Annotated in this window: 29 protein-coding genes and 1 riboswitch; of the genes, 17 read left to right on the top strand and 12 right to left on the bottom strand. The window is 70.8% G+C overall.

The features are described 5' to 3' along the window. Positions 1 to 53 precede the first annotated feature (53 nt). Genes amrb99_RS21405 through amrb99_RS21425 form a run of 5 tightly spaced genes read left to right on the top strand, consistent with a single transcriptional unit; the run spans position 54 to position 3,742 of the window. On the top strand, positions 54 to 794 hold the full coding sequence (locus amrb99_RS21405) for a DedA family protein (RefSeq protein ID WP_241755764.1): 741 nt from the start codon (positions 54 to 56) through the stop codon (positions 792 to 794). After that, complete coding sequence (locus amrb99_RS21410; protein WP_347256778.1) at positions 778 to 1,974, top strand: histidine kinase; 1,197 nt, start codon at positions 778 to 780, stop codon at positions 1,972 to 1,974. Before amrb99_RS21405 ends, amrb99_RS21410 begins: the two co-directional genes overlap by 17 nt. Next, positions 1,965 to 2,609 (top strand): response regulator, encoded by a 645-nt coding sequence (locus tag amrb99_RS21415; protein ID WP_190858677.1) that lies wholly within the window; start codon positions 1,965 to 1,967, stop codon positions 2,607 to 2,609. The genes amrb99_RS21410 and amrb99_RS21415 overlap by 10 nt, the downstream gene beginning before the upstream one ends. A gap of 27 nt (positions 2,610 to 2,636) precedes the next feature. Further along, entirely contained in the window at positions 2,637 to 3,155 is a 519-nt protein-coding gene (locus amrb99_RS21420) for a YbaK/EbsC family protein (protein WP_190858679.1), read from the top strand. A 2-nt stretch (positions 3,156 to 3,157) separates the two neighbouring features. Then, positions 3,158 to 3,742 carry an HDIG domain-containing metalloprotein gene (locus amrb99_RS21425; protein ID WP_190858681.1) on the top strand — a complete coding sequence of 195 codons (585 nt, stop codon included), beginning with the start codon at positions 3,158 to 3,160 and terminating at the stop codon, positions 3,740 to 3,742. A 94-nt stretch (positions 3,743 to 3,836) separates the two neighbouring features. Here the strand turns inward: amrb99_RS21425 and amrb99_RS21430 are convergent, their stop codons facing one another. After that, positions 3,837 to 4,964, bottom strand: a complete 1,128-nt coding sequence (locus tag amrb99_RS21430; RefSeq protein WP_190858683.1) for an FAD-binding protein — start codon at positions 4,962 to 4,964, stop codon at positions 3,837 to 3,839. A 47-nt stretch (positions 4,965 to 5,011) separates the two neighbouring features. Continuing rightward, positions 5,012 to 5,473 carry a MarR family transcriptional regulator gene (locus tag amrb99_RS21435; RefSeq protein ID WP_190858686.1) on the bottom strand — a complete coding sequence of 154 codons (462 nt, stop codon included), beginning with the start codon at positions 5,471 to 5,473 and terminating at the stop codon, positions 5,012 to 5,014. Positions 5,474 to 5,597: 124 nt separating this feature from the next. Between amrb99_RS21435 and amrb99_RS21440 the strand changes: the two genes are divergently transcribed. The 3 genes from amrb99_RS21440 to amrb99_RS21450 all read left to right on the top strand — a co-directional run bounded on the left by amrb99_RS21440 (position 5,598) and on the right by amrb99_RS21450 (position 8,642). After that, on the top strand, positions 5,598 to 6,068 hold the full coding sequence (locus amrb99_RS21440) for a DoxX family protein (protein WP_190858688.1): 471 nt from the start codon (positions 5,598 to 5,600) through the stop codon (positions 6,066 to 6,068). 68 nt (positions 6,069 to 6,136) lie between these two features. Beyond that, complete coding sequence (locus tag amrb99_RS21445; RefSeq protein ID WP_190858690.1) at positions 6,137 to 6,985, top strand: PCRF domain-containing protein; 849 nt, start codon at positions 6,137 to 6,139, stop codon at positions 6,983 to 6,985. A 229-nt stretch (positions 6,986 to 7,214) separates the two neighbouring features. Beyond that, positions 7,215 to 8,642, top strand: a complete 1,428-nt coding sequence (locus tag amrb99_RS21450) for a trehalose-6-phosphate synthase (RefSeq protein WP_347256779.1) — start codon at positions 7,215 to 7,217, stop codon at positions 8,640 to 8,642. Here the strand turns inward: amrb99_RS21450 and amrb99_RS21455 are convergent. Beyond that, positions 8,623 to 9,234 carry an ATP-binding protein gene (locus amrb99_RS21455; protein WP_190858694.1) on the bottom strand — a complete coding sequence of 204 codons (612 nt, stop codon included), beginning with the start codon at positions 9,232 to 9,234 and terminating at the stop codon, positions 8,623 to 8,625. The genes amrb99_RS21450 and amrb99_RS21455 overlap by 20 nt on opposite strands. A gap of 198 nt (positions 9,235 to 9,432) precedes the next feature. Here amrb99_RS21455 and amrb99_RS21460 point away from each other — a divergent pair, with 198 nt between their 5' ends. Beyond that, positions 9,433 to 9,660, top strand: a complete 228-nt coding sequence (locus tag amrb99_RS21460; RefSeq protein ID WP_190858696.1) for a DUF397 domain-containing protein — start codon at positions 9,433 to 9,435, stop codon at positions 9,658 to 9,660. A gap of 57 nt (positions 9,661 to 9,717) precedes the next feature. After that, a complete protein-coding gene (locus tag amrb99_RS21465) occupies positions 9,718 to 11,253 on the top strand; it encodes an acyl-CoA synthetase (RefSeq protein ID WP_190858698.1) in 1,536 nt (511 codons plus the stop codon). Positions 11,254 to 11,363: 110 nt separating this feature from the next. Here amrb99_RS21465 and amrb99_RS21470 read toward each other — a convergent pair whose 3' ends face one another. The 3 genes from amrb99_RS21470 to amrb99_RS21480 all read right to left on the bottom strand — a co-directional run bounded on the left by amrb99_RS21470 (position 11,364) and on the right by amrb99_RS21480 (position 17,321). Beyond that, complete coding sequence (locus tag amrb99_RS21470) at positions 11,364 to 12,914, bottom strand: DHA2 family efflux MFS transporter permease subunit (RefSeq protein ID WP_241755765.1); 1,551 nt, start codon at positions 12,912 to 12,914, stop codon at positions 11,364 to 11,366. Positions 12,915 to 13,374: 460 nt separating this feature from the next. Next, complete coding sequence (locus tag amrb99_RS21475) at positions 13,375 to 16,632, bottom strand: NACHT domain-containing protein (protein WP_190858701.1); 3,258 nt, start codon at positions 16,630 to 16,632, stop codon at positions 13,375 to 13,377. A gap of 47 nt (positions 16,633 to 16,679) precedes the next feature. Further along, entirely contained in the window at positions 16,680 to 17,321 is a 642-nt protein-coding gene (locus amrb99_RS21480; protein ID WP_190858703.1) for a hypothetical protein, read from the bottom strand. 482 nt (positions 17,322 to 17,803) lie between these two features. On the opposite strand from amrb99_RS21480, the gene amrb99_RS21485 reads away from it, so the two are divergent. Next, entirely contained in the window at positions 17,804 to 18,676 is an 873-nt protein-coding gene (locus amrb99_RS21485; protein WP_190858705.1) for a helix-turn-helix transcriptional regulator, read from the top strand. Positions 18,677 to 18,726: 50 nt separating this feature from the next. Here the strand turns inward: amrb99_RS21485 and amrb99_RS21490 are convergent, their stop codons facing one another. After that, positions 18,727 to 18,933: a DUF397 domain-containing protein gene (locus tag amrb99_RS21490; protein ID WP_190858707.1), complete on the bottom strand. Its 207-nt coding sequence runs from the start codon at positions 18,931 to 18,933 to the stop codon at positions 18,727 to 18,729. 423 nt (positions 18,934 to 19,356) lie between these two features. Then, positions 19,357 to 19,446: riboswitch (SAM riboswitch) on the top strand. A gap of 7 nt (positions 19,447 to 19,453) precedes the next feature. Here amrb99_RS21490 and amrb99_RS21495 point away from each other — a divergent pair. Continuing rightward, a complete protein-coding gene (locus amrb99_RS21495) occupies positions 19,454 to 20,071 on the top strand; it encodes a GNAT family protein (RefSeq protein WP_190858709.1) in 618 nt (205 codons plus the stop codon). Then, a complete protein-coding gene (locus tag amrb99_RS21500) occupies positions 20,068 to 20,694 on the top strand; it encodes a GNAT family protein (protein WP_206700044.1) in 627 nt (208 codons plus the stop codon). The genes amrb99_RS21495 and amrb99_RS21500 overlap by 4 nt, the downstream gene beginning before the upstream one ends. 25 nt (positions 20,695 to 20,719) lie before the next feature. Here amrb99_RS21500 and amrb99_RS21505 read toward each other — a convergent pair whose 3' ends face one another. Continuing rightward, positions 20,720 to 21,268: an alpha/beta hydrolase gene (locus amrb99_RS21505; RefSeq protein ID WP_190858711.1), complete on the bottom strand. Its 549-nt coding sequence runs from the start codon at positions 21,266 to 21,268 to the stop codon at positions 20,720 to 20,722. A 123-nt stretch (positions 21,269 to 21,391) separates the two neighbouring features. Here amrb99_RS21505 and amrb99_RS21510 point away from each other — a divergent pair, with 123 nt between their 5' ends. Beyond that, entirely contained in the window at positions 21,392 to 21,847 is a 456-nt protein-coding gene (locus tag amrb99_RS21510) for an Lrp/AsnC family transcriptional regulator (protein ID WP_190858713.1), read from the top strand. A 7-nt stretch (positions 21,848 to 21,854) separates the two neighbouring features. On the opposite strand, the gene amrb99_RS21515 is transcribed toward amrb99_RS21510, so the two are convergent. Continuing rightward, positions 21,855 to 22,247, bottom strand: coding sequence for an ATP-binding protein (locus amrb99_RS21515; RefSeq protein ID WP_190858715.1), 393 nt, complete (start codon positions 22,245 to 22,247; stop codon positions 21,855 to 21,857). 186 nt (positions 22,248 to 22,433) lie between these two features. Between amrb99_RS21515 and amrb99_RS21520 the strand changes: the two genes are divergently transcribed. After that, on the top strand, positions 22,434 to 23,282 hold the full coding sequence (locus tag amrb99_RS21520) for a helix-turn-helix transcriptional regulator (RefSeq protein ID WP_190858717.1): 849 nt from the start codon (positions 22,434 to 22,436) through the stop codon (positions 23,280 to 23,282). Next, positions 23,279 to 23,608 (top strand): DUF397 domain-containing protein, encoded by a 330-nt coding sequence (locus tag amrb99_RS21525; RefSeq protein WP_190858718.1) that lies wholly within the window; start codon positions 23,279 to 23,281, stop codon positions 23,606 to 23,608. The genes amrb99_RS21520 and amrb99_RS21525 overlap by 4 nt, the downstream gene beginning before the upstream one ends. A gap of 292 nt (positions 23,609 to 23,900) precedes the next feature. On the opposite strand, the gene amrb99_RS21530 is transcribed toward amrb99_RS21525, so the two are convergent. After that, on the bottom strand, positions 23,901 to 24,551 hold the full coding sequence (locus tag amrb99_RS21530; RefSeq protein WP_241755766.1) for a DinB family protein: 651 nt from the start codon (positions 24,549 to 24,551) through the stop codon (positions 23,901 to 23,903). Between amrb99_RS21530 and amrb99_RS51305 the strand changes: the two genes are divergently transcribed. Further along, complete coding sequence (locus amrb99_RS51305) at positions 24,527 to 24,703, top strand: DUF397 domain-containing protein (protein ID WP_347256786.1); 177 nt, start codon at positions 24,527 to 24,529, stop codon at positions 24,701 to 24,703. The genes amrb99_RS21530 and amrb99_RS51305 overlap by 25 nt on opposite strands. An 80-nt stretch (positions 24,704 to 24,783) precedes the next feature. Here amrb99_RS51305 and amrb99_RS21540 read toward each other — a convergent pair whose 3' ends face one another. Further along, positions 24,784 to 25,938, bottom strand: coding sequence for a hypothetical protein (locus tag amrb99_RS21540; protein ID WP_190858721.1), 1,155 nt, complete (start codon positions 25,936 to 25,938; stop codon positions 24,784 to 24,786). Continuing rightward, the gene (locus amrb99_RS21545) at positions 25,931 to 26,533 is read right to left on the bottom strand and encodes a sigma-70 family RNA polymerase sigma factor (RefSeq protein WP_190858724.1); all 603 of its coding nucleotides are present in this window, start codon (positions 26,531 to 26,533) and stop codon (positions 25,931 to 25,933) included. The genes amrb99_RS21540 and amrb99_RS21545 overlap by 8 nt, the downstream gene beginning before the upstream one ends.

Below are 26,533 nucleotides of genomic sequence, written 5' to 3' on the forward strand. Positions count from 1 at the left end.
GTCGGCGGTGCGCTCCATGGCGGCGGGAACGCCCGGTTCCTAGCGTCGAGGACATGATCGAGACGACGTACGCGCTGGCGTCCGCGGTGGCCGGCGGCGAGCCGTCCGGCGGGATCACCGGCTGGGCGACGCACCTGATGGAACGGCTCGGCGCGCCCGGCGCCGGGGTGGCGATCGCGCTGGAGAACCTCTTCCCGCCGCTGCCGAGCGAGGTGATCCTGCCGCTCGCCGGCTTCACCGCGGCGCAGGGCCGGATGAGCCTGGTCGCGGCGCTGGTCTGGACGACGCTGGGCTCGGTGGCCGGCGCGCTGGCCCTCTACGGCGTCGGCGCGCTGATCGGCCGCGACCGGATCCGCGCGCTGGTCGCGCGGCTCCCGCTGGTGAAGCTCGCCGACCTGGACCGCACCGAGGCGTGGTTCGCCCGGCACGGCGGCAAGGCGGTGTTCTTCGGCCGGATGATCCCGATCTTCCGCAGCCTGATCTCCGTCCCGGCCGGGCTGGAGCGGATGCGGATGGCGGCCTTCCTGGTCTACACGACGCTCGGCAGCCTGCTGTGGAACACGGTGTTCGTGCTGGCCGGGTACTGGCTCGGCGACAACTGGACGGCCGTCCAGGACCTCGTCGGCGTGTACTCCAAGGGGGTGGTCGCGGTGGTGGCCGTCGCGGTCGCGGCCTTCCTGGCGGTGCGTATCGTGAAGGCCCGCGGTGGACGGCACCGCGGCGCGCCCGCCCGCGAGGCCACGCCCGCCCGAATGCACCACCAGCGAGAACTCGAACGTGACCGCATCCTCTGACCCGCCGCCCGCACGCCGCCCCGGCCCGCGCGCGATGGCCGGCGCGGCGGCGCGGGCCGGGGCCGGCCTGCTGCTCGGCGCGGCCACCGCCGCCGTGGAGACGGTCCTGCTCGCGGCCGCGGCGCTGCTCATGGCGTACGCGCTGGCGTTCTCGCGCGGGCAGCGGGCCGTGCCGGGCGTCGTCGCGGACGGCGCGCGCCGCCTCACCGAGCTGGAGCGCCGCCGGCTGGCGCTCCTCGGCGAGACCGGCGCCGCCGAGTACGGGCCGCTGCGCGCCCTCGCCTACCTCGTCCTGCGGGTGCCGGTCGGGCTGCTCGGCGGGGCCATCCTCGTCCTGATCGGCTACGGCGCCGCCCTGGGCGCCGAACTGGCGGCGAGCTGGTGGATCACCGGGGACTACCTCGACGGCATCCCGCCGTCCTGGTGGATCGTCCTGTACACCGGCGCCGTCGGGCTGGTCCTGCTGTTCCTGGCCGTCCAGGGGCTGGTCGGGGTCGCGGCGCTGGAGCGGGCGGTCGCGCGCCGCTGCCTCGGCCCGAGCCCCCTCGCCGAGTACGAGCGCCGGATCGCGCAGCTCTCCGTCACCCGCGCGGAGGTCGTCGACGCCGTGGACGACGAGCGCCGGCGCATCGAGCGCGACCTGCACGACGGCGTCCAGCAGCGGCTCGTCGCGCTCGGCATGCTGATCGGCCGCGCCCGCCGCGCCGGCGCCCACGAGCGGGCGGCCGAGCTGCTGAAACAGGCGCACGAGGAGTCGCAGCGGGCGCTGGAGGACCTCCGCGAGGTCACCTGGCGGGTCTACCCGGCGGCGCTCGACGGCGAGGGGCTGCGGGCCGCGCTGGAATCGGTCGCCGAGCGGTCCGCGGTCCCGGTGACGATCGGCTACGACGTGCCGGGCCACCCGCCGCACGCGGTCGAGACCGCCGCGTACTTCGTGGTCTGCGAGGCCGTCACGAACGCCGCCAAGCACTCGGGCGCCGGACGGGTACGCGTGGAGGTCGCGGGATCCGGGACAATGATCGGCGTGCGCATCGAGGACGACGGGACCGGCGGCGCGGACCCGTCCGGCGGCGGGCTCGCCGGGCTGGCCCGCCGGGTCGCCGCGCTGGACGGGACGTTCGCCGTGCACAGCCCGCCCGGCGGCCCCACCGTGATCACCGCGGAGCTGCCGTGCGGGTGATGCTGGCCGAGGACTCCACGCTGCTGCGCGAGGGCCTGGTGCGGCTGCTCGCCGAGGAGGGCCACGAGGTCGCGGCGGCCGTCGGCGACGGCGACGCGCTGCTCGCGGCGGTCGCCGGCAGCCCGCCGGACGTGGTCGTCGTGGACGTCCGGATGCCGCCGACGCACACCGACGAGGGCCTGCGGGCCGCGCTGGAGATCCGCCGCCGCTGGCCCGCCGTCGGCGTGCTCGTCCTGTCGCAGTACGTCGAGAAGCGCTACGCCACCGAGCTGATCACCGCGGACACCACCGGCGTCGGGTACCTGCTGAAGGACCGGGTGGCGCAGGTGGAGGAGTTCCTCGACGCGCTGGACCGCGTCGGCGCCGGCGGGGCCGCGTTCGATCCGGAGGTGGTGCGGCGGCTGCTGGCGCACAGCACGCACGCCGACCCGCTGTCGCGGCTGACCCCGCGCGAGCGCGACGTCCTCGACCACATGGCCCAGGGCCACACGAACGCCTCGATCGCCGCGCACCTGCACGTCTCGCAGAGCGCGGTGGAGAAGCACGTCAACGCGATCTTCGACAAGCTGGACCTGTCGCACGCCGCCGGCTACAGCCGCCGCGTGCTGGCGGTACTGCGCTACCTCGGCTCCTGAGAGCCGGTGACACGGGAGGAGACGACCATGGTCGGCGCGCTCGACTGGGAACCGGCCGCCGGGCGGACGGACCTGCTGGCGGACCCGGTGGCGGCCGCGATCGGCGGCGTCCCGGACGCCGAGGCCGCCGCGATCGATCCGGAGCTGGCGGACACGGCGGCGTTCTGCGAGCGCTACGACGTGCCCTTGGAGGCCAGCGCCAACTGCGTCGTGGTCGCGGCCAAGCGCGGCGGCGAGGTGACGTACGCGGCGTGCATGGTGCTCGCCACCGACCGCGCCGACGTGAACGGCGTCGTCCGCAAGCACCTCGGCGCCCGCAAGGTCTCGTTCGCGCCGATGGACCAGGCCACCTCGCTCACGGGCATGGAGTACGGCGGCATCACGCCGGTCGGCCTGCCCACGGGCTGGCCGGTCCTGGTGGACGAGGCGGTCGCCGCCGCGCCCCGGGTCGTCATCGGCAGCGGGCTCCGCAAGTCCAAGATCCTGCTGCCCGGCAAGGCCCTCGCCGGGCTGCCCGGCGCCGAGGTCATCGCCCTCGCCCAGTAGCCATGCCGTCCGACGCCCTGCGGCGCGCCCTCACCGACCCCGGCCCGCGCCCCCTGCCCGCCGAGGCCGCGCGGCTGCTGGAGGACCTGGACACGCCGCCCCGCCTGGCGGCGCATCTGCGCGCCGTCCACGACGTCGCCGCCGAGCTCCTCGCCTGGACGGCCGGCCGGTACCCGGCGCTCGCCGTGGACGCGGAGGCCGTCCTGTTCGGCGCCGCGACCCACGACATCGGCAAGGCCCTGCATCCGGAGGAGCTGTCGGGGCCCGGGTCGCGGCACGAGGAGGCGGGGCACGCGCTGCTCCGCGAACGCGGTGTCGAGGAGCGGCTGGCGCGCTTCGCCCGGACCCACGCGTCCTGGGACGCCCCCGGCATCGGCACCGACGACCTGCTCGTCAGCCTCGCCGACAAGGTCTGGAAGGCCAAACGGGTTCCCGGCCTGGAGGAACGCGTCGTGGACGTGCTGGCCGCCGCGTCCGGCGCCGAGAGGTGGGAGGTCTTCATGGGGCTCGACGACGTCTGCGACCGGCTCGCCGCGGGCGCGGACGGCCGCCTGGCCTTCCAGGCGGCCTATCCGGTCGTCGCCTGAATTTCGGGCGCGGCTGTGCGGCGGGGCCCCCGCGGCCCGCCGCGCCGCGTCGTGTCGACCGACATCGGGGGTGGACCTGGCGTCCGCCCGGAACTCATCGCCCGGGCCGGAATCGATCCGGAACGGCGCCGATCCGGTAGCCGGTGCCGCCGGCCGCGCGGGCCCGGTCGAGCAGCGCCCGGTTGGCGGCGAGCATCTCCGGGACGGGCGCGCAGCCGGGGGAGGCGGTCTTCAGGACGCTGAACAGCACCGGCTCCGGCGGCGCGGCGAGCATCGGCACGTGCCCGACGCGCAGCGCCTTGATCAGGACGACGCCGCTGAGCCCGAGATCGTGCGGCGCCATCTCCTTGAGCGTGGCCTCGATGACGTCGGCGGCGCGGTCCCGGGGCAGGAACACCATGACCCACGGGTGCGGCCGCGCCCACTCGCCGAGCGCGACCAGCTCCTCGACGTCGGGGCGCATGCGGTCCGCGAACGCGAGGAAGGGCAGCTCCTCGGTCTCGGTCGTCCCCGGCGGGACCGGCCCGTCCCCGTAGAGGGTGGCCTTGACCTCGTACCGCCACCCGTCCGGAGACGGTTTGGCCTGCCCCGCGATGTCGTCGGCCGCGACCTCGCCCTGGACGCGCAGCAGCCCGGCCGCGTCCCGGCAGGGGATCGTGCAGGTCAGCACCCGTTCCGGTGCCGGGACGAGGCGCAGCGCCGCGCTCGTGATCACGCCGTGCCGGCCGAGCCCGCCACGGACCCGGTCGAACAGGTCCGGCCGGACGCGCGGTGAGCACGCGACCGGTGAGCACGGGACGGTGCCCCCGCCGGTCACGACGTCGAGGCCGAGGACGTGGTCGGCCTGCGTCCCGTACCGGTGCGAGGCGCCGCCGACGCCGCCCGCCGAGAGCGTCCCGCCGACGGTCACGTCGAGGAAGTCGGTCAGGACGGGCGGCGCGAGCCCGTGCGGCAGCGTCGCCGCCAGCACCTCGCGCCACGTCGTCCCGGCGCCGGCGACCGCGCGCCCGGCGGCGACGTCCTCGACGCCGGCGAGGCCGCGCATGTCGAGGCAGATGCCGCCGGTGAGCGACTGGCCGAACGTCGAGTGCCCGCACCCGCGGGGGACCGCCTCCAGCCGCCGCGCCCGCGCCTCGCGCAGCGCCTCGACGACCTCGTCCGCGCCGGTCGGCCGCACCACGCGGGCCGGCGCCCGCTCCACGATCCCGCCGAAGTCCCGCATGGGACCGAGCGTCCCAGCACGGCCCCGGCCTGGGAACCCCCGGCCGCTCAGCGGGCGCGGAGGCGGTCGCCGACGCGGGTGAGGGCGTCCCCGAGCAGTTCGATCTCCTCGGCGGTGAGGACGTCGATGAGGGCCTCCCGGACCACCCTGCGGTGGCCGGGGCGGACGCGGTCGAGGGCCGCGGCGCCGTCCGCGGTGAGCTCCGCCCACACCGAGCGCCGGTCGGACTCGCAGCCGGTGCGTTTCACCAGGCCCGCCTCCTCGAGGCGGCCGATCTGGTAGGTGAGCCGGCTCTTGGAGATCATCACCTCGCGCGCGAGGTCGGACATGCGCAGCCGGCCGCCGTCCGCCGCGCGCAGCCGCACCAGCACCTCGAACTCGGCGTGCGACAGCCCGCCGTCCCGCTTGAGCTGGCGTTCGACCTCGTGGTCGAGCAGGTGGCCGGCGGCCAGGAAGGCCGTCCAGGCGCGCAGCTCCGCCGGTTCGAGAGCGTCCCCCGCGTCCGTCATGTCGTGATTCTAGTTGACCTGTATTCGGATTGAAGTTTCTAGATGGTCTGAATTTGAACGACCTCTGCTACGGTCACGGTAGTTCAACTTTGAACCACCCGCCGAGAGACACCGGAGGACCGGCATGCTCCCCGCCCGACGCCATCCCCTGCTGCCCGACGCCGGACTGCTGATCGGCCGGCTGGCCCTGGGTGCGATCTTCATCGCGCACGGCTGGCAGAAGCTGCACGACACCGGCCACGCCGCCGTCGCCGCCGAGTTCGACGGGCTCGGCATCCCGATGCCCGGCCTGTCGGCCTACTACGGCACCTGGGTCGAGCTGGCCGGGGGCGTCGCGATGGTCCTCGGCGCGCTGCTCCCCGTCGCCGGCGTGCTGATCGCCGTGGACATGGCCGGCGCGTTCTGGTTCGTGCACATGGACCACGGCCTGTTCGCGGAGAAGGGCGGCTACGAGTACGTCCTCATGCTCGGCGCCGCCGCGCTGCTGTTCGCCCTCGCGGGCGGCGGGCGCTTCTCGCTGGACGCCGTCCTGTGGGGACGGCTGACCCGGCGCGGCGGCAGCGAAGTCCCCGGACGGGAACCCGCGCGCGTCTGATCCATCGCGTCCCGGCCCCTGCGCGCGAATTCCCGCGCGCAGGGGCCGCCGCGTTGCAGGATGTCCCCATGGACGCGTGGGAGGCGGTGACGGCCGAATACGCCGGTCTGGAGGCGCGGCTGGCCGACCCCCACGTCCATCGAGACTTCCGGCGCGCGCGCAGGCTGCGACGTTGCGCGGCGGCACTGCGGCCGTTGAACGAGGACGCGCTGCGCCTCCGGGCCCTCCTGGACGATCTGCGGGACGCACGCGGTCTCGCCGCCGATCCCGCCTGGCGCGCCGAGGCCGACCGGATCGAGCGGGAGTCGGTTTCCCTGCGCGCGGACCTGGCCGCCGCCGTCGCCGCCCGCGATCCCTTCGACCCGTACGACGCGATCGTGCTGATCGACGCGGAGGACGGCGGCCACGACCACGTCCAGGCCGTCGTGGACGCCTACCGGGAGGACGCGCGCGACCGTGGCTGGCGCGCCGAGCACCTCTACAACGACCCGCCGCCGCACTGGGCGATGCTGGAGGTCACGGCGGGGGAGGAGGGGCCCGGTCCGTGGTCGATCCTGAAGGCCGGCAACGGGCCGGCGCGCACCGCCGACGGCCCGGGTGCCGGCCCTGTGCGCGTCACCGTCTTGCCCGACGCCGAGCCCGCGCCCGTCGACCCCGGGGACGTCCGCATCGACCTGTACTGCACCCGGGAGCCGAACGCCCAGACCATGCTCCGGGTGCTCCACGAACCGACCCGCATCGGCGCGTACGGACGCGACCCGGACCCCGCGCGCGCCCAGGCCAACGCCATGCGCGTGGTGTCGGCTCAGCTCGCCGCCCTGGAGAGTGCTCCGGAGGGCCGTTACCAGGCGGGTCCGCAGGCGCCGGGCGGGCACCTGCGCCTGCGGGCCGCGCCGACCCCGGTCGCGTCAGTGTGATCTACACAACTTTTTCTGGCCGCCGCACAGGGAAGGTGACATTCGGGTAAACAACCGTCACCAGCCCGGAAAGGGATATGGTCCGCTCCAAATCCGGGCCGTGGGCGCCCCGCCTCCCTGACATCCCGGTTTGCTGTCATCGGGTCTTTACGTCGAACTGACACAATGTTCCCGATGACCGTTTCTGGGCATGGTGATGACCGAGAGTTCCTGGAGAGGCGGGTCGCTGGTGTCGCGCGGTAGTGAGTTCGTTGTGGTGGCCAATCGGCTTCCGGTGGACCGGAACGTCGGGCCGGACGGGGTTCCGGCATGGCGGCGCAGCCCCGGCGGGCTCGTCAGCGCCATCGCCCCGGTGATGCGGCGCAGGAACGGCACGTGGATCGGCTGGACGGGCGCGCCCGGCGAGGAGCTGGAGCCGTTCGAAGAGGACGGCATGTCACTCCACCCGATCGCGCAGTCCGCCGAGGAGGTCGCGCTCTATTACGAGGGCTTCTCCAATGCCACGCTGTGGCCGCTCTATCACGACGTGATCGCCCCGCCGGTCTACGACCGCGCCATGTGGGACGCCTATGTGCGCGTGAACCGGCGGTTCGCGGAGGCGGCGGCGAAGGTCGCGGCCGACGGCGCGATCGTCTGGGTGCAGGACTACCAGCTCCAGCTCGTCCCGGCGATGCTGCGCGCGCTCCGCCCCGACCTGCGCATCGGCTTCTTCCTGCACATCCCGTTCCCGCCGGTCGAGCTGTTCTGGCAGCTGCCGTGGCGGCGGCAGATCCTCGAAGGGCTGCTCGGCGCGGACCTGGTCGGCTTCCAGCTGCCCGGCGCGGCGGCGAACTTCGTGCGGCTGTGCCGGCGTCTGCTGGACACCCGCTACTCCAAGCAGGACGTGTTCTGGGACGACCGGGTCGTGCGCGCCCGCGCGTTCCCCATCTCGGTGGACGTCGGCGAGCTGAACGAGCTGGTCGGGCGCCCCGACGTGGTCGAGCGCGCGCAGGAGATCCGCGGCGACCTCGGGGACGCGACGGTGCTGCTCGGCGTCGACCGGCTCGACTACACCAAGGGCATCACCCAGCGGCTGCAGGCGTTCGGGGAGCTGTTCGGCGACGGCCACCTCAAGCCGGGCCAGGCGGTGTTCGTGCAGATCGCGACGCCGAGCCGGGAACGCGTGGAGCAGTACCAGCTGCTGCGCGAGGAGATCGAGCAGCAGGTCGGCCGGATCAACGGCGAATACGGCGAAATCGGCTTTCCGGTCATTCACTATCTGCACAGCTCGTATGACCGCGCCGAGCTGACCGCGCTCTACCTGGCGGCGGACGTGATGGTCGTCACGCCGCTGCGCGACGGGATGAACCTGGTGGCCAAGGAGTACGTGGCCTGCCGCCGCGACCTGCGCGGCTCGCTGGTTCTCAGCGAGTTCGCCGGCGCCGCCGCGGAGTTGAAGCGGGGCGCCTTCCAGGTCAATCCCTACGACATCGACGGGTTGAAGGGCACGCTTCTGGCCGCCCTGAACGCCGAGCCCGCCGAGCAGGCCCGGCGGATGCGATCGATGCGCCGGCGGGTCATCGAGCACGACGTGGACCGCTGGGCGCAGGACTTCCTCAGCGAGCTGGAGCGCCCGGTCCGGTCGGTGCCCTCGCCGGTCAGCGCCGCGGAGGGCTGACCCGCAGGTCGAAGGAGGCCCACACGGCCTTCCCCCCGGTGGACAGCCGCGCCCAGCCCCACGCGTCGCTGACGCCGCTCACGACGAGCAGGCCCCGGCCGCCTTCGACGAAGCGGTCGGGGTCGGCGGGCAGAGCCTCGGGCGCGCGCGCCCCCGGGTCGGTCACCGTGACGACGAGCCGCCGCGGGTGCCCCACGAGGACGACCTGGATCGGGCACAGCGGCAGCGGCTGAGGGAGCCCCTCCAGGCCGTGCCGCAGCGCGTTGGTCACCAGTTCGGAGACGGCGACGACCACGTCCTCGGCGCCCTCGCCGAGGCCCCACTCGCGCAGCGTGGCCTGGGTGAACTCGCGCGCCGTGCGGGGCGCGGTGATCTCCGCGGGCAGCACGCGGCGCGCGGTGCGCGGCGTGCCGGCGTACGCGGCGGGCCACAGCCCGGCCAGGCCGGCCGCGGCCACCGGGGCGCTCGCGGGAGTGTTCGGTCGCGCGGGCGGCGGCGGAGCGTCCGGCCAGGGCGCGTGCACGGCGTGCCGCGGTCCGCGGCCGCCTCTGGCGGCGTGGGCCGCGACGTCGTCTGCCTGGTCAACGGTCATTTCTCGAACCTCGAAGGCGTGCTGGGTCGGTACCGGCGAGCGTTCGCTATCTTGCTCCCCAAGTCGTGCAGATGCAAGACCGTCTGCATGAACGAATGCAAGAACGAATGCACGTGCATCTCGTACCATGGTGTGGGGTGGGGCGAGATCGCGGCCTTCCCGTCAGGGGAGGCTGAGACGCCTGAGGGGGCACAAACGATGGACGGCCACCAGATGTCGGACTGGCGCGACGGGCTGGTCTGGCAGAAGAGCCGGCGCAGCAACCCCAGCGGGAACTGCGTCGAGATGGCCGAACTCCCGAACGGGGAGATCGCCGTGCGCAACTCCCGGGACCCGGAGGGGGCCGTGCTCGTCTACACGCGCGAGGAGGTGGAGGCGTTCGTGGGCGGAGCCAAGGACGGGGACTTCGACCACATGCTGGTCTGACCGTCCCATAAACCGAACGGGATTCCATTCGCCCGTCCGGGCCGGTAGCGTGCGGCCATGCACCTGGGGCACGTAGCGGCGCAGACGCCCGACAAGCCCGCCGTCATCATGGCGGGCTCCGGCCGGGTCGTCACCTTCCGCGAACTGAACGACGAGTCCAACCGGCTCGCGCGACTGCTCCATGCGGAGGGGCTCCGGCCGGGGGACCACATCGCCTTCATGCTGGAGAACCACCCGCTCTACCTGGCGGTCGCCTGGGCCGCCCAGCGGTCCGGGCTCTACTACACCGCCATCAGCTCCCGGCTCCAACCCGAGGAGCTCGCCTACATCGTGGGCAACTGCGAAGCCAAGGCCTTCATCACCAGCGCCTCGATGGAGGCCGCCGCGCAGGACCCGCCGGACGTGCCGCTGCGCCTGATGCTCGGCGGCACGGCACCGGGCTACGACTCCTACGAGGACCGCGTCGCCGCGCACCCGGCCGAGCCGATCGAGCACGAGTGCGAGGGGCAGGACATGCTCTACTCCTCGGGCACGACCGGCCGCCCCAAGGGCGTCAAGCCGCCGCTCACGCAGGCCCCCATGGGCACCGCCGGCCCGCTCTACACGCTCATCACCGGGCTGTTCGGGGCCGGCGAGGACTCGGTCTACCTGTCCCCGGCGCCGCTGTACCACGCCGCGCCCCTGCGCTACTCGCTGGTCTTCCAGCGGTGCGGCGCCACCGTCGTGGTGATGGAGAAGTTCGACGCCGAGCAGGCCCTCGCCGCGATCGAGAAGTACCGCGTCACGCACAGCCAGTGGGTGCCGACCATGTTCATCCGGATGCTGAAGCTCCCGGACGAGGTCCGCGCCAAGTACGACCTTTCGAGCCTGGCCTGCGCCGTGCACGCCGCCGCGCCCTGCCCCGTCCCGGTCAAGGAGCGGATGATCGACTGGTGGGGCCCGATCCTGCACGAGTACTACGCGGGCACCGAAGGCAACTGCTTCGTCTACACCAACTCCGAGGACTGGCTGGCGCACAAGGGCACCGTCGGGCGCCCGATCCTCGGCGAGATCCACGTCCTGGACGAGGACGGCGCCGAGCAGCCGCCGGGGACCCCGGGCACGCTCTACTTCGGCGGCGGGCCGAAGTTCGAGTACCACGGCGACGAGGCCAAGACCGCCGCGTCCCGCGACCCCTGGGGGCACGGCTGGACGACCCTCGGCGACATCGGCCGGGTCGACGAGGACGGCTTCCTCTACCTCACCGACCGCCGCTCGTACATGATCATCAGCGGCGGGGTGAACATCTACCCGCAGGAGGCCGAGAACGTCCTCGCGGTGCATCCCAAGGTCGCCGACGTCGCGGTGTTCGGCGTGCCCGACACGGAGATGGGCGAGGCCGTCAAGGCCGTCGTCCAGCCGTCGTCCATGGCGGACGCGGGCCCGGAACTGGAGGCCGAGCTGATCGACTACTGCCGCGACCACCTCGCCCACTACAAGTGCCCGCGCTCCGTCGACTTCCGGGCCGAGCTCCCGCGCCACCCCACCGGCAAGCTCTACAAGCGCCTGCTCCGCGACGAGTACTGGAAGGACCAGAGCGCCGCGACCGCCTGACCGCGGCGTTGGAACCGTCCATGGACGGCGCTGAGAGGCCCGCGAACGGCGAAAGCCCCGGTCCGGGAACCAGGTTCCCGGACCGGGGCTCGGCGGACGCCAGAGGCGTCCTAGTGCATCGCGATCGGCACTTCGGGCTTCTCCGCGGCGGCGGTGGTGTCCGGCCGCCTGCGCGGCAGGAGCAGCGCCGGGATGAAGGCCAGCGCCAGCAGCGCCACCGCGTACCAGTAGGTGTGCTGGAACGCGTCCGCCATCGGCCCGGCGATCTTCTGCATGATCGTCTCCGGGACCTTCTGGCCCGGGTTCGCCTGGCCGCCCCCGCCGAACGGCTTGAGGTTGGACGCCAGCTTGTTGGCCAGCAGCACCGAGATCAGCGCGGTGCCGAGGGACGTCGACACCTGCTGGATGATGTTCAGCATCGTGCTGGCCCGCGGCACCTCGTCGTGCTCGAGGGTCTGGATGGCCGCCGCCATGGTCGGCATCATCGTCATGCCCATGCCGAGGCCCATGACGAACAGCACCGCGCCGAGCGCCCAGAAGGACGTGTCGGCCTCCAGGATCGCGGCGAAGCCCGCCACCGACAGCACCACCACGACCAGGCCGACCAGGACCACGCGGCCGGGGCCGATCCGGTCGGTCAGCTTGCCGCCGATCGGCATGGTGACCATGGCGCCGAGGCCCTGCGGGGCCAGCAGCAGGCCGGAGTGCAGGGCGCCCTGCCCGCGCACCGTCTGGTAGTACAGCGGCAGCAGCAGCATCGCGCCCATGAACGCCGCCATGAACAGCACCATCGTGCCGGACGCGGCGACCACCGAGCGGCGCTTGAGCAGCCGCAGGTCGATCAGCGGGCTCTTGGCGTTCAGCGCCCGGAACACGAACGCGATCACCAGGACGGCGCCGACCACCGTGGGGATCAGCCCGTCCGGCTTGGTGAAGTCCTTCAGCTCGGCGCCCTTGGCCAGGCCGTAGATCAGGGAGGCGAGGCCGGGGGACAGCAGGATCAGGCCCAGGATGTCGAGGCGCTCGGCCCGCTGCGGCTCGTCCTTCTTCAGGATCCGCGCGGACATGAACAGCGCGACGATGCCGATCGGCAGGTTGATGAAGAAGATCCACCGCCACGACACGTCGTCGACCAGCCAGCCGCCGAGGATGGGGCCGAGGATCGGGCCGAGCAGCATCGGGATGCCGACGACGCTCATCACCTGGCCGACCCGCTTCGGGCCGGCGGCCTGCGTCAGGATCGTCATGCCGGCGGGCATGATCATGCCGCCGCCGAGGCCCTGCAGCACCCGGAACACGATCAGCGAGGTCGCCGACCAGGCCAGCCCGGCCAGCATCGAGCCGATCACGAACAGCGCGATCGAGATCATGTAGAGCCGCTTGGTGCCGAACCGGGCCGCCGCCCAGCCGGTGATCGGGATCACCGTGGCCAGCGCGAGGGTGTATCCGGTCGCGACCCACTGGATGGTCGCCAGCGGGGCGTCGAACTCCTTGGTCAGGTCATTGATCGCGACGTTGACGACCGTGACGTCGAGGATGGACATGATCGCGCCGAGGACGACGCACATGGCCACCGCGAGCACGCCGCGGTCCAGCCCGCCGCCAGGGGCCGAATCCTCCAGCGGGCCGTCCGCCGTCTGCGAAGACGCGGGAGCGGTCAACTCTCTTCCAATCGTTCGGGGCCCGTGCACGCGGGCACGCAGGGACCGTGGGGACGTTCTCGGGGATACCGCAGCAAAATACTGCAGAGACTGACACTTTCGCCAACGACTAAACTTCGCGGCCTTCAGGACTATTCCAGGAGGGTCCGACAGTCTGACCGGGGTCTGCGCTGCTCCCCGGCGTCCAGCGTCCGACCTCGACCGCACTCGTGGTCAACACAGTGTGACGCATCCGACATCGAGGTCTCCCCCTCCCTACAGAGCGTTCCGAAGCGGACGCACAGGCAGACCAGGGCTCTACGAAGAACTCATCGCCCGTATGCCGAAATTTCCCGACAACTTTCCGTAACCACCCACCCAGCCCCACCCGCACCGCGATGACGCCGCCCGCGCAGGCCGCCCCGGCCAGCCGCGCACGTGCACTCACGCGGCGGCCGCCGAGGGAAGCGGACCAGGCGGCTCAGGAGACCTTCAACCGCCGCCCCAACGCCTCGCCGCCCCGCACCTCCTGCCCGGGAGCGATCTGGATGGTCAGCTTCCGGTTCCCGGCCAGCGGCGACAGGTCGATGCCGGATGCCGCCCCCCGGAGGGACAGTGCGGTCAGAGAACGAAGCGAGGCCAACGGCGCGAGGTCGGTGATCCTGTCGCAACCGTCCAGGTGCAGCTGCCGAAGGTCGCGGAGCCCGGCGAGCGGGGCGAGGTCGGAGATTCGCGTCCGGCTGAGGTCGAGCCAGGCGAGTCCTTTCGCGGACGCCAGGGGTCCGATGTCGTGCACGGCGGTGCACTTGTCGAGATCGAGCTGCCGGAGGGGCAGAGCGGCCAGAGCGCCGAGGTCGGCCACCCAGTGGCATCCGCCGAGGAAAAGCGTCTCCACGGAGGGGGCCGCCTCGACCAGAGCGGGGAGGCCGCAGGACAGGCGGCTGCGCTGCAGCCCCAGCGTCGTGACCTCGCGGAGAGAGGGCAACTGGTCGAGAGCCGTCAGCCGGGGACTCTCCTGGACGGACAGCCCATCCAGCCGGGAGTGCCGCTTCAGCGGGCCGAAGTCCCGCACCTCCTGGCAGTAGGGCAGCCAGATGCTCCGAAGCTCCGGGAGATCGTCCAGGAAGCCGAGATCGACCAGCCCGGGAACGCCCAGGCTCAGCCAAGACAGGTTCGCCATGTCGGGCAGTTCCGCCAGGTCGACGCCGGGCTCGTCGAACAACAGGGTCAGCTGCTTCAACGTGGGGGCGTGACGCCGGAGAAAGCGCAACTCCGGCTGAGGGCCGTCGATGACCACGTACAGGTTCGTGAGCGGCGGAAGGAGGTCGAGGGCCGCCAACCGGCCGGGCGAACGCCACACGGTGACCCGCCACTGCTCGGTCCTGGCGGCGAGAACACGCTCGGCGTACTCGCGCGGATCGAAGTAGGCCCACGCCTTGTTCAACTCTTCTTGCACGCTCGGACGAGGATCGATGCTGAAGCGGGAGAGTACGTCGAGTGCCTCCGGGCCGTTGATCGACCAGGCCGCCGTGATCGTGGCCTTGGCGGCCGCTTCGGTGAGGTCGTCCAGGGTTTCGGGGAGGCGGTGGAGGACGGGTTCGCCGGCGGTGGCGAGGGAGCGGGCGGAGGCTTCGTCGCGGGGCGGGATGAGGTCGTCCAGGCAGCGGTCGAGGTCGTCGCGCAGGTCGTCGGGGACGGACGGGAGCGTCTCCAGGCAGGCGACGGCCACCAGCTTCAGGGCGCGGGCACGCCGCTTCTCCGTGTGCGCGCGGGCGAGGATGCCGGTGAGCAGTTCGCGGCGTAGGGGCTCGTTGGCGTGGCCGGCGGCCATGATGAGGGTCTCGCGCCAGGTGTCGCGGTGGGCGTTCTGGACGAGCAGATCCATGTCGCCGAGGTCGGCGGCCTGCTTGGCGGCGAGGTACTCCTGGACGGTCCGGTGGACGAAGTCAATGCGTCCGGGCACCGGTTCGCGCAGGACGCCGCTGCGCTGGAGCAGTTCGTCCAGAACCTTCTCCGCCGGGACGCGGACCTGCGGCATCGAGGCGAGGCGGTCCGCGACCAGGCGTTCGACCATCGGCTTCGGCAGCTCGACGCGGGCGCTGGTCGACAGGTGCCAGGCGATGTCCTGGAGGATCCGGATCTTCTGGTCGCGTTCGAGGACGCTCGGGATGCCGCGTTTGGTGTCCCGTGTCTCCAGCAGCATGTCGAGCGCGGCCGTGTAGAGGCCCATGCGGTTGCGGGGGAGCGCCTCGCGGTCGAGGTTGAGCGCGCAGAGCATCGCGGCGAGCAGTGGGCTGGACGCGAGTGTCCGCAGGTGAGGGGCCGCTTCGAGGCGTGCGAGCAGGCGGGCCTCGTAGGACGGCAGGCGTTCCGGCGTGCACGGGATGTCGGCGCAGTCGCGGACGGCGTTGTGCCAGTGCTGGACGAGCGTCCGCACGTCCGCCGGAGCGAGCTGCTCTAGGAAGGCGGTCGCGAAGCCTTCGGCGCGGAGCCAGTCGGAAGCGGCGGCGGCCGGGCGCGACGTCACGATGACGCGGATGCCGGGGAACTCGGTGACGAGTCCTTTCAGCCATTGCCGGACGGCCTGCCGCTGGCCGCTCGTCACCTCGTCGACGCCGTCCACGAGGAGCAGGGCACGGCCGGACAGCAGCCGCCGGTGCACCCAGCCGCGCGGCATGATCCCGGCGAGGTTGCCAGCGACGTCGTCGAGGAACTCTTCCGGACGCGGCAGCGCGCCGCCCGCATGACTGCGCAGCTTGATGAGGAACGGGACGGAGCCGTTCCACTCGCTGAGCGGGCCGGTGAAGGATCCGCGCGCCGCCGTGATGGCGAGCCAGCGCAGCAGGGTGCTCTTTCCGCCGCCCGCTTCGCCGCGCAGCAACATCAGCCGGTGGTCGCCCAACGCGGCCTCGACGCGGACGGCGCCCGTGCGCACCTGGTCGCGCCATTCGCTGAGGGGTACGGCCTGCGGCGCCCGGTGCAGGCTGCGCGCGCTCTCGTCGGAGACGTTCAGGCTGATGTAGGCGACGCTGAGCGTGGTCTGCGGGCGGGTGAGCCGCTCGAAGCGGACGCCGAACAGTTCCAGCGTGTCGAGGGATTCGCTGATGGAGGCGAGGTAGCGGCGCGTGAACTCCTCGTCGTCCGCCTCGCCTTCGGGGGCGGTGAGGGTGCGTGCCGGAAGCCGGGCGAGGACGGCTCCGACCTGGTCGGCGAGCCCGCTGAGCCGTCCGAGCATCTCGGCGGACGCGCGCGGCGCGAACTCCGGCAGGTGGATGACGATGCGCGCCAGGCAGTCGCAGCACTCGTCGAGTATTACTTCGTAAAGGTGGGCGCCGACCTCGCCCAACTCGAACTCGGCGCGCCGCGCGGGAAGCCGCGACCGCAGGCTCCGCGCGAGCTTCACCGGGTCGGCGTCCGCCGCGAAGAATGCGTCATCAGAGAGGTCGGCGTTGTCGAGCGTCCGGACGACCTCGAACAGCGCGCCCTCGCGGTCGCCGTCGGTGAGACCGCCGAACTCGTTCCCGGCGAACGTCAGGAGCCGCTCCGCCACCGCGTCGGCGATGCCTTCGAACTGCCGCTGGACGCGCCGCCGCTTGATCTCGTCCGGGAACCCGGTCCTGATCAGTTCGGTGAGGTCCTTGCCGGCGGCGTCCCTGGTGGAACGCCCGGCGAGCCATCGCCCGACGGCCAGCCGCGCCACCGATGCCCCCACCCGCAACGCGGCCACCTCAACCGACATGGCGCCTCCGACGAGACCGGCTGAGCCATTATGGCGAGAACCCAGTCTCAGGCGACCGCCATTGAGGAATCCTCGGCTGCCCCCGAAAATCCCGATGGCACGTGGACGAACCCTCGCCGCCGGCGCGCGGCGACACAGACGCGCAGGTCGGGCTGGTAGGACGCCGGGCATATCCCGTCGTACCCATGCTTGACGATCGCCCAGTAGATGTCCTCGGAGACGGCGAGGACGAGCGGCGAGCAGCTCACTCGGAGGCACTTCTTCAGTTTTGGCGCGTCCAGCAAGCGGCACGCCAGGTCGATGGCCTCCCCGAACGGACCGTTCTCGTCCCGGTGGATCTCGCCCGCGTGCACGGCGGCCCGTAAGCGCATGCAGCGGCTCGGCCGGTCCTCCGCTGAGATCGACTCGTTGTACTCGGTGAGCTGACGCGCGAGCCTCGGCACAAGCCGGGACAGCAGATACGTCTTGGGCAGCTCGTCGACCGGATGGAACAGCGCGAGGACACCGTCACCGCGGTCCTCGAACGGATCGCACCACCGGTCCTCGATGCCCGTGTACGTCATGGCCTGCTTCAACTGACCGTAGATCTGGCTCCGCAACTCCTGCTTGATCGGGTTCGTGCGAAGCGCCGCCGTCGAATTCTCCAGGTCGACGACGAGAATGCTCCTGTGCACAGGGTTGCTGCTCACCGGAGCGCCCCCAATCCCGCACGACCCCAGGGCCGTGCGCGTCCCCGCCGCGTGCGGCGTGACTCGGAGGACCGGCCGCGCGGAGTGCGCGGCCCGGGGCCCGACCGAGGCACCGTCGCCCGCCGGGCCGGGATGCAGACCGTTCCGGTGCGGGGATTCCGAACAGTCTTGACGCGACAATCGATCTCTTGAACGAGCCGGCTAGTTGCAGTCTGAGTTGGTTCTACCCGCCATGCAAGGTGCATAGCCACGTGCATCACGAGGGGAAGCTGATTGTGACCTCGCAGGTGAGGTTGCGCCCCCTCCGCATCGCCTGTGAGATTCCCTGATTGGGAGTTTCAGGGTGGTCGCTGCTCACTTACAAGGCTGGTAGAGCGGCAGTTGGGTCTGGCGGCACTCGCAGGTGTCCTCTATTCTTTCTCTGCAAGTTGCATAATCCCTTCGAAGCCCCGCTGGACCTCGCGACACGGCTTGGAGGAAACATGGCGGCTGCCCCGACCGTTCGCCAGCGCCGGCTGGGTGCCGAGTTGCGGCGGTTGAGGGAGAGTCTCGGCCCGACCGCCGAAGAGATCGCGACCAGGCTCGACTGGTCGCCTTCCAAGCTCAGCCGCATCGAGAACGCCCGCATCGGCGTGCGAGTCTCCGATGTTCGCCTGCTCCTTGAGTTGTACGGGGTCGAAGAGGGGCACAGGGAAGAGATCGTTGCGCTCGCGACCAGTGCGACGAAGCGAGGCTGGTGGGACGCCTACCGCCATACGTTGCCCGAGCGGTTCGCCGCCTACGTTGCGTTGGAGGACGAGGCGACCGCGGCGCATCTCTACAGCACCCATACAGTGCCCGCCCTGCTGCAGACCAGAGAGTATGCGCGCAGCGTCATCGAGACCAGCCGTCTCGTAACGCAGATGTCAACGGGGAAGGTAGCCCGCAACGTGGACGCGCGAATGCGGCGGCAAGAGCTGCTCAAAAGGCCGGATCCGCTTTCCTACTCCGCTGTCGTCGACGAGTCGGTCCTGCTGCGCCTGGTCGGTGACGAAGGGATCATGCGGCGCCAATTGGAATGGCTGCTCGAAGTGGCGGAGCTTCCCAACGTTCACATCTTTGTGCAGCGTCTGCAGGCGCATCGTGAACCTATAATCGGAGAGGCGTTCACGCTGCTGCGGTTCGCGCCGGCATACGATGTTCAATTTCCCGACGTGGCCTACATTGACAGCTTCACGATGCAAATGGACCTTCAGGATGACGAGATAACCGAGAGGTACCGGAGAGCCTGGAAAGCCTTGAGGGCTTCCTCGATGGACCCCGACGACTCGGTTCGGTACATCGCGCGCACGGCGCAGGAGAAGTGGTCCGAATGAAGATGCGCGGCCTCCGCCAGGGTGCCCGGGAGGAGGCCGCGGTGGCGCCGTCACTGCAGGTCGAGGTCGCCCGCCTTGGCTTTGGCGAGGAAGGTCGTGAACACCTCTGATGCAAGGGTGAGAACCGGGCCGTCGGGGCCGGTCTTGGTGTCACGTACACCGAGCTTTCCTGCTGCGATGCGCGCCACTTCGACGCAGTTCGAGTCGGCGACGCAGCGAGAACTCTTGCGCCAATGAGATTCCGTTGTAGCGGACACGTAACGTGATCTTTCTAGGTTCGTTGATAGGTGAGAATCTCACAGCACCGGACGCAAGGTGCCTTTTGCCGCTCCAGTGGTGCGGCCGGAACATGATGCGTTGGAGCGGTGAAGTTTCCAAGGAGCATTTCCCCTGGAAGGGGTTTCATAATACTCACCGCGAAGTAATATGCAAGCTCTGGAAGGTCAAGTTCCGGACGCTGTTCAGGTGGTGAGAAGGGGGTGACATAAGTCGCATGAAGGAGGAAAGCGGGCGCCTGCTGAGATCGCAGATCGGCCCGAACTGAGAGAGTTCGGGTGCTCACCCTCGCTATAGATCTGCGGGTCCTTGGAGGCCCTCCGCCGTGCTGTGGGATCAGACCGGCGGTGCGCTCGGAAGCGTGTTGACGGGGGGTGGGTGGGGCGGGCAGGATGCGGGGGTTGTGATCATCTAGAGGACCTGAGGGACCTGGCCCTGGGACGGTCCGGCAACCTGCCTTCGCGGCAAGGTGCCAATGCCAGGAGCGATGAGGAGAAGCTCATGGGCGTACGCCTTGATGTTCCTGTGCTGGCCGGGACGCTCGTCCGGCTGGAGCCGCTGTCGTTGGAGCATGTGCCGCAGCTGGCGGAGGCCGCCGAGGAGAACCGGTCGTCGTACGGGTTCACGCTCGTGCCTGGGGCGGCGGACATGGAGTCCTATGTCGCCGGGCAGCTCGCGCGGCCCGGGCTGACGCCGTTCGCGCAGGTCAGGGTCGCGGACGGGAAGGCGGTCGGGCACACCGGCCTCTGGGATCCGCGGACGTGGCCCGGCACGGACCGGCTGTGCGCGATCGAGGTCGGCTGGACGTGGCTGGCCGCGTCCGCGCAGGGCACCGCCATCAACGTCGAGGCGAAGAAGCTGCTGTTCACCTACGCCTTCGAGACGCTGGGCGTGGCGCGCGTCGATCTCAAGACGGATGCGCGGAACGAGCGGTCGCGGCGGGCGATCGAGCGGCTCGGCGTGCACTTCGAGGGCGTCCTGCGGAGCTGGTCGCCGTCGTGGGCGCCGGGCGAGGAGGGCACGCTGCGCGACTCGGCGATGTTCTCGGTGGTCGAGTCGGAGTGGCCGTCGGTGAAGACGGCCATGACGAACCGGCTGGCGGGGACCGTCGCGAGGTGACGGCGAACGGGTTTCCCGGGCGCGTGCCGGTGCTGGACGGGACGGTGGTACGGCTGGAGCCGCTGTCGATGCGGCATGTGTCCGAGCTCGCGGAGGCCGCCGAGGAGAACAGGTCGTCGTACGGCTTCACACCGGTGCCCTCCGCGGCCGGCATGGAGGCGTACGTCTCCGACAAGCTCGACCGTCCTGAACTCATGGCGTTCGCACAGGTCAGAGTGGCGGATGGGAGGGCGGTCGGGCATACCGCGCTGTTGCATCCGCAGCCATGGCCCGGCCGGGACCGGTTGCGCGCGGTCGAGATCGGGTGGACGTGGCTGGCGGCGTCCGCGCAGGGCACCGGCATGAACGTCGAGGCGAAGAAGCTCCTGTTCGGCTACGCGTTCGAGACGCTGGGCGTGGCCCGCGTGGAGCTGAAGACGGATGCGCGGAACGAGCGGTCGCGGCGGGCGATCGAGCGGCTCGGCGCGCATTTCGAGGGCGTCCTGCGCAGTTACTCGGAGTCGTGGGTCGCCGGTGAGGAAGGCGAGTTGCGCGACACCGCCGTGTTCTCCGTGATCGCCGCCGAGTGGCCGTCCGTGGAGACGACGATGGCGAACCGCCTGGCAGAGGCCGTCCAGCCCTGACAGCACCGCCACCTGTGGTGGGCGATCAGTGCGGGGTCAGCGAGTTCAGGAGTTCGCGGCCGTGCTGCCAGGAGCCCAGGTCGCTGGCGGAGTTGATGTGTCCGCATGCGTCCACCAGATGAAATCGTGCCTCCCAGCGCGCCGCGAATGCGGCGGCCGTCTCGGGAGTGCAGTACGGGTCGTCGACGCTGGCCACCACCAGGGCCGGGCATGGCAACGGCTGCGCTGACACGTCGGTGAACGTCGAGGCCGCCTGGCGTGGGAACGCCGGGCCCGCTGGGTCGGGCGGCGCGACCAGGAACGCGCCGCCCACCGGGCTTGAGGGATTCTTGAGCAGCCAGGCGGACGCCGCCCAGCAGCCCAGGCTGTGGGCTATCAGCACGACCTGGCCGTCCTGCCGCGAGGCGTTGTCGTACGCCTTCTGCACAGCGCCGACCCAGTCGTCCAGTTCGGGGGCGGACCATGAGGCGGGGGAGATCCTCACCGCCGAGGCGCCCCACTCCCGCTCCCACAAGGTCTGCCAGTGCCGGCCGTCCGAGCCGTCGATGCCCGGGATGATGATGTACGCGGTCACTGCCCACCACCGTTTCACTCGTCGCCCCTTGCGATCATGAGGGCGCTCGACGCGGATTCTGGTGGATGCATCGGGGCGGCGGCCGTGTTGCAAGTGATCTCAAAGAAAATGGTGCGGACGACAATGGAATCACTCGACCGGATAGACCGTGACATCCTCGCCCTGCTCCAGGCCGACGGCCGGCTGACCGGCGCGGAGGTGGGACGCCGCGTCGGGCTCTCGCAGCCTGCGGCGAGCGCCCGCATCCAGCGGCTGGAGAAGAGCGGCGTCATCACCGGCTACCGGGCCCTGGTCGACCCGGAAGCCCTCGGGCTGAACATCCATGCGGTCGTCCGGTTGCGCACCACGCACGCCCGGCTCTCACCCGCCCTGGACTTCGCCTCCCGGACGTCCGAGATCACCTCCGTCCTCAGGGTCACCGGGGAAGACTGCCTCATCTTCGACGTCCACTGCCCGCAGGCGGGACGGCTCGAAGAAGTCGTCGACGCGCTGGCCCGGTACGGCCCCGTCACCACGTCCCTCGTGCTCCACGCCTATCCGCCGAAGCCGCTGACCGACGCCACGCCGGCGACGCCGTGATCCGCGGCTACTGGAGCTCGAACCAGACGGCGTGGCCCTCGGCGCGCGGTTCCATGCCCCACGCTTTCGCGAGGGACGCGACGATCAGCAGGCCGCGGCCGGTGACGTCCAGCTCGGCCGCCTCGGCGACGTGCGGGACGGTCGCCGCCCGCCCGTCGTCGATCACCTCCATCCGGACGGTCCGCGCCGAGTAGGTCACCTCCACGCGGATCTGGCCGTCCCGTCCCGACTCGGTGTAGCGCAGCGCGTTCGTCAGCAGCTCGCTCATGCAGAGCGCCGCGTCGTCCAGGTATGGATGCTCCAGGCCCAGCACGTCGCGCAGCCAGCGCCGCGCGTGCCCCACCGCCCGGTCCATCCCCGGCAACAGGAGCGCGTCGAACCTCATGGTCGGCGCAGTCATCGCCCACTCCCTTCGCATCGCTGTCGCCGAAAAGAATGAGCCGGACGTCCGCGGCCGAACGATGCGTTCGCCGTCCTCGTCCGCAGGTCCTCGGGCAACAGTGACTCAGTCACTTTTGACCGAGGCACTGTTGCCGCCTTCGTTGGAAACCTTCAGCATCACGCAAAGTCAAGGCATGATTACTCCATGGAGAACGCGCAGCGCCCGACCATGCGAAGCCGCAAGCTCGGCCAGCGCCTTCGCGCCATCCGTGAGGAGCGAGGGCTCACCCTCCAGAAGGCCGCCCGCCTGCTCAACCGCACCCCGTCCTCGCTGAGCAAGCTCGAAACCGGCAAACGCGGCATCCGCCGCCCCGCCCTGGAGCACATGCTCGACCGCTACGAGATCAGTGACCCTGACGAGCGCCAGTACCTCTTCGATCTCGCCCGAGACTCCGGCAAGAAGGGCTGGTGGCTCCGTCATGAAGGCAAACTGGCTCCCGCGGCACTCGACTACATCTCGTTGGAGGCTGAAGCTTCATCGATAAAGAGCCATGAACTCCACCTTGTCCCTGGCCTTATGCAGACTGAGGAATACGCTCGGGAGGTCATTGGGTCTGGAATCTCGCTGGGCACGCCTCCCGCCGTGGATGGTCTCGTGGAGGTGCGCATGCGCCGCCAGCAGGTGCTGTTCGGACCGAAGCCGCCCCATCTGTGGGTGATAGCAAGTGAGGCTGTGTTGAGGCAGCAGTTCGGTGGGTCTCGGGTGATGAAAGCCCAGCTCAGGAGGCTTGTGGAGTTGTCTCTGTTGCCGAACGTGACCTTCCAGGTTCTCCCGTTTGAGGTAGGTGGCCACCCTGGGCTCAACGGTTCTTTCACTACCTTGGTGACGAGCGAGCTCTCGGTAGTGCTGGTTGAGAATCTGACGACAGGCTGGTATTTGGAAGATCCGGTCGAGATACGTCGTTACGATGTCGTCTTCGATCACCAAAGAGCAAGAGCCTTGTCCCCGTCTGCATCCCGAGAGTTCATCGAGCGGATAGTGTCAGAGTCATGACCAGTCAGGAGTTCGTCTTCTCTTCGTGGCGCAAGAGCAGGCGCAGTGGGAGCGAAGGTTCGTCGTGCGTCGAGGTCGCCTCTGCGTGGCGTAAGAGCAGCTACAGCGGGAGTCAAGGCTCAGAGTGTGTCGAGGCCGCTCCTGCCTGGCGGAAGAGCAGCCGCAGCAGCGGCAGTGGACAGTGCGTCGAGGTGGCGGCGGGGGAGCGGCGGGTGGCAGTGCGGGACTCTAAGGATCCGGACGGGGCGGTGCTGGCCGTCGCGCTTTCCGGGTGGGCGTCCCTGCTCGCCGACGTCAAAGCCGGATCCCTCGACCTCACTCGCTGACGCGGGCACCTAGGTCGTGTCCGGCGGGATCCTGGGTGAGGTCGCGAAGCCAGATCTTGCTGGAGGCGATCGCCTTGATGCCCCGCCGGCGGAGATGGGCGCGGAGGGCCGGCTGGAGTAGGCCTTGTCGGTACAGGGTCCCTGACCGGCCCCCTGCGGCCTCCCGTACGTCCACACCCGTACAAGAACATCCAACCCCGCCGTAGTACCACCGCCAGCACGTACGGCCGTCACGAAGAGCCGCCCTAACGCGAACGGCGAGATGGTGTGACAGCGGGGGGAAAGAAGGGCCTCAAGCGCCTACGGTGCCGTCGATGGCTTCGCGGATGAGGTCGGCGTGGCCGTTGTGTCGTGCGTACTCGTGGATCATGTGCAGCATGACGAAGCGGAGCGAGACGTTCTCGTTCCATCGGGGCTGGTGGACGACCAGATCCAGCGACGGGGCGGCGTGCTCGATGCGGCGGGAGTGCTCGACTTCGGTTCGCCAGGCGGTGAAGGCTTCGTCGCGGGTGCAGCCGGTCGGGTCGTAGGCGGTCTGGTAGTCGTCGGCGTGGGACCAGACGTTGGGCAGGTGGCGCTCGCCGTTCACGGTTTTGCGGAACCAGGTACGTTCGACCTCGGCCATGTGACGGACCAGCCCGAGCAGCGAGAGCGCTGAGGGTTTCGACGCCTGCATGCGCAGGTCGTCGTCGCTCAGGTCGTCGCATTTCCATGCGAGGGTGGCGCGGTGGTAGTCGAGGTTGGCGCGGAGCAGGGCACGTTCGTCGGCGATCAGCGGCACATCCGGGCGTTCGGTGGTCACCGGTGTCAGCTTAATGACTCCCGCCGCATCAATGATCGATAAGGCCGCGTCGGCGTTGGCGATGGCATCGTCGTGCTCGGGCTCGGACCGTCTGGCGGCTCGCGGGCTCGGGGCTGATCGCGAACTGCGCGAGATCTCCAAGTGCGGCTCTTGGAGGCGGCACCGGCGGGGAGCGGCGGGTGGCGGTGCGGGACTCTAAGGATCCGGACCGGGCGGTGCTGGCGGTCGCGCCGTCCGGGTGGGCGTCCCTGCTCGCCGACGTCAAGGCCGGTTCCCTCGACCTCACTCGTTGACGCGGGCACCTAGGGGCGGATGCGCGAAGCATCCGCCCCCCTTCCCTTGCTCGACCGTCCACATGGGCGGCCGGAGGAGGTCAGTTCGCCGATGGGGGCCGGTTCAGATTGAGGATCCACTTGGGCAGGAGGCTGTCGCGGGGGGCGTTGGTCCACTCGGCCGCCTTGACGATCTCGAAGAACTGGCGGGTGCCGGGCCGCAGGCCCGCGTTCTTCGGACCGGGGGTCACCACGATGCCCTGGCTGGCGGTGAGCCGTCCGGTCTCGGGGTCGATGAGCAACTGCCACTCGATCGTGCCGTAGTCGCGGGTGGTCTGCCTCATCGCGACGCCTCGTCCCGGGTGTCCGGCGGCGTCGGTGTCGTTGATCGTCTTGACGTCGCGGAGTCCGGCGAGCATCCGGTACGTGGCGATCCGGACCCGGTCGGTGACCGCGCGGTCGGCGAGCAGGGAGGGGGCGTTCAGGAAGAGGTAGAGGTCCGGGGCGCGCAGGCGCCGGTGGTCAAACTTCGTCGCGTAGTTCAGGAGCCATGCGCGCAGCTTGGACGGGTTGGCGGGGAGCCGGCGCGCAGCGTCGACGCCGAAGTCGAGTTCGGCGCCTTCCTGCAGGAACGGGCTGCCGACCTCGTCGTCCAGGTCCCTGATGCCGAGTTGCGCCGCGTCGGGGCGCCCGTCCGCTCTCCACGCCTTACCGTCGGCGGGCGTTGCGGGCCGGACCGCGACCTTCTCGCCGTCCCAGCCCAGGCTGGTCGTCGTTTCCCTTTCGCCGCCGGGGAGCGGGCCGAAGTCCTTCGCCGACTTGGCGCTGAGGATGTAGGCGTCCTTGGTGGTCTGCACGGTGTAGTGGGCACCGTGCAGACGGGTGGACGGAACCACCACCGACTTGCCCACCACGCGGTGGACGTACCACAGGCGCCCGTCGGAGGCGTGCCGTGTGCTGGCGTCGGCAGCGGCGAGCAGGAATGTGGAGGCGGGGCCGTTCTGGTCGGCCAGGGGTTCGGGATGGTAGGGGGGCCGCGTCTCCCCTCGGTAAGCCGTCCATGAGGCGGCGGCGAGCGCGCATGCGGTGGCCGCCGCGACCAGCGCCGCCCTCCGCTTCGGCTGGAAGAGCCGTGCGAGGCGGCGGCGCGGGGCGGCGGCCTCGGCCAGGAGGCGGCGGCGGGCCGCGTGCGTGGTCTCGGGGGACGGGGGGCGCTCGGCGGTGTGCATCCGGCTGATGAGGGTCAGATCATCCACGGTCGTCCTCCTCGTCGTGTCCCGATGCGCGCAATGCGGCGCGGACCTGTTTGCGGGCGCGGCTCAGCCGCGAGCAGACCGTCCCGTAGGCGATTCCGAGGGCTTCGGCGACCTCCGGGTAGCTGAGTTCGGCCAGCGCCACGAGGAGCAGGACGTCGCGGTCGCCGTGCCGCAGGCGCGCCAGGGCCGGGCTCAGGCCGAAGCTCGCGGCGTCCACCGCCGAGGTCACGCTGCTCTCGTGGCTCTCGACGACGTCGGCGGTGCGCATCCGGGCCATCGCCTTGTAGCGGCGCAGCTCGTCGCGGCGGTGGCGGCTGATCAGCCGGGTCGCGATGCCGTACAGCCAGGGGCGCGCCGAGGTGTGCGCCGGGTCGAACACGGCGCGGCGGCGGAAGGCGATGAGGAACGTCTCGGCCGCGATGTCGTCCGCGGCGTCGGCGCCGAGCCGCCGGTCCACGTAGCGGTGGATGTCCCGGTAGTGCCGGTCGAAGAGGTCCGCGAACCGTTCGGGGTCGCGCCGCGCGGCGGCGATGACGTCGGCGTCCGACGGCTCCGGCTCCGCCGGGGCGCCCGTTTCGGAGGGGGCGCCCGTCAC

The organism is Actinomadura sp. RB99, assembly GCF_014706005.1.
In the GTDB taxonomy this organism is placed as follows: domain Bacteria; phylum Actinomycetota; class Actinomycetes; order Streptosporangiales; family Streptosporangiaceae; genus Spirillospora.